Origin of the sequence: Achromobacter sp. (assembly GCF_036567245.1) — a bacterium.
In the GTDB taxonomy this organism is placed as follows: domain Bacteria; phylum Pseudomonadota; class Gammaproteobacteria; order Burkholderiales; family Burkholderiaceae_B; genus Achromobacter.
The window spans coordinates 1-2,144 of sequence record NZ_DATCUY010000533.1; the positions used below are offsets into that span (position 1 = coordinate 1).

Annotated in this window: 1 protein-coding gene and 1 pseudogene; both read right to left on the reverse strand. The window is 69.4% G+C overall.

Annotation, left to right across the window (positions count from 1 at the left end; all coding sequences use genetic code 11):
* A pseudogene (locus tag VIR09_RS22565) lies at nucleotides 1-495 on the reverse strand (hypothetical protein); the annotation flags it as partial.
* A 148-nt stretch (nucleotides 496-643) separates the two neighbouring features.
* Nucleotides 644-1,912, reverse strand: a complete 1,269-nt coding sequence (locus tag VIR09_RS22570) for an adenosylmethionine--8-amino-7-oxononanoate transaminase (RefSeq protein ID WP_332014873.1) — start codon at nucleotides 1,910-1,912, stop codon at nucleotides 644-646.
* Nucleotides 1,913-2,144 lie beyond the last annotated feature (232 nt).

Genomic DNA, 2,144 nt, shown 5'->3' on the forward strand with positions numbered 1-2,144 from the left:
GACGCGCTCGTGACGCAGGCCGCCCGCGGCGCCGCCGAAGGACTGGCGCGCGCACAGTTCCAGGTAGCGCGCGGTCAGCAGAAAGGCCACGAACATCGTGACCGAGTCGAAGTAGACTTCGCCCCGCCCCGTGTAGGTGGCGTGGACGCTGGGAATGAAGGCGGCGACGATGCCCAGGGCCACCGGCACGTCCATGCCGGCGCGGCCATGGCGCAGGTTGTCGCCGGCGTGGCGCCAGATCGGCCAGGCCGAATACACCACCACCGGCACGGTCAGCGCGAAACTGGCCCAGTTCATCAGCACGATGGCCCAGTCCAGCGTTTCCAGCGCATCGGCGGGCATGCTTTCGTGCCGCAGGTAGCCGGGCCAGGCGAACATCATCACCTGCATCATCGCCAGCCACGCCAGCGACAGGCGCACCAGCGCATGGCGGCGCTGTTGACGGTCAGCGTCGGACAGGCTGGCCGGAACGGCGAAGATCGATTTTGCTCGCATGCGCCGATGTTACTCAGCCCGTTACAAGACTGCCTTGATCTGGATCAAGGCGGGTCCGGCCGGTTTGCCCCGGCAACGCGGGCGGGCTCGGCCCCACCCGGATCAGAGGAGCCCGCTTCTGGGGAGGCCCGGCTCAGGAGCGCCTGGCTCAGGGCCGCTGCTGGCGCAGCACGTCCACCACCGCCCGCATCAGGCTGGCCAGTTCGTCCTCGGCAATGGTCAGCGCCGGAGTCAGGTAGACCACATTGCCGAAAGGCCGCACCCAGACGCCGGCCTCGACCAGGCGCCGCTTCAGGCTCTCGCGGTCGGCAATGCCGTCCAGCTCGACCACGCCGATCGCGCCCAGCACCCGCACGTCGCGCACCCAGGGCAGCTCGCGGCAGGGCTCCAAGCCCGCCGCCAGGGCCGTCGATATCGCCTGCGCCTGCGCCAGCCGCGGTTCGGACTCGAACAGATCCAGCGAGGCGTTAGCCGCCGCGCAGGCCAGCGCGTTGCCCATGAAGGTGGGGCCGTGCATCAACGCGTGCGACGGATCATCGGACCAGAAGGCCTCGAACACCCGGTTGCTGGCGACCGTGGCGGCCAGCGGCAAGGTGCCGCCGGTCAGCGCCTTGGACAGGGTCACGATGTCCGGACGGATGCCGGCCTGCTCGAAGGCGAACATCGTGCCCGTGCGCCCGAAGCCGGTGAAGATCTCGTCGAAGATCAGCAGCAGGCCGTGCCGGTCGGCCAGGCGGCGCAGGCGGCGCAATACTTCCGGGCCATGCAGCAGCATGCCGCCCGCGCCCTGCACCAGCGGTTCGACCAGGATGCCAGCCAGCCGGGATCCATGGGCTTCAAGGTGGGCCTCCAGCGCAGCCAGCTCCGCCTCGCTGCGCGGCAGGTCAACGATGTCGTGTTCGGCCAGCATGCCCCGGTACAGGCTGTGCATGCCCTCGTCCGGATCGCAGACGGCCATGGTGCCGAAGGTATCGCCGTGATAGCCGCCGCGGAACGCGAGGAAGCGGCTGCGGCCTCGCTCGCCCTGGTTCAGCCAGTACTGCAACGCCATCTTCATGGCGACTTCCACCGCCACCGAGCCGGAATCGGTATAGAAGACACGGTCCAGCCCCGGCCCCAACATGGCGGCCAGGCGGCGCGCCAGGGTCAGCGCAGGCTCATGGGTCAGCCCGCCGAACATGATGTGCGGCATGGCGTCCAGCTGCGCGCGCACCGCCTGGGCGATATGCGGATGGTTATAGCCGTGGCAGGCCGTCCACCAGGAGGCCACCCCGTCGATCAGGCTGCGGCCGTCGGCCAGTTCGAGCCGGCTGCCGTGGCTGCGCACCACTGGCAGCGGCGGCGTCGCCGTCTTCATTTGGGCATAGGGTAGCCAAATATGGGGTTGGCCCTGGGCCACCCAGTCGGGCGTGTGCATGATTCACCTCTCGATACCGGCGGCGCGCCTGGCGTCCGTCCGGCGGATCCGGCCAGGACAGGAGCGGCGCCCGCCTCCACTACAATGGCTCGCATTCTACGGCCTGGCGCGGGCACGCCCGCCGCTTGGCCGCTGCCGGAAATATTGATGTCCAAGCTGGATCCGCTTTTCTCCTCCGAATTGGCGCGCGCCGAAACGCGCCGCGTGCGCCGCCGCCTGCGCACGGCCACTG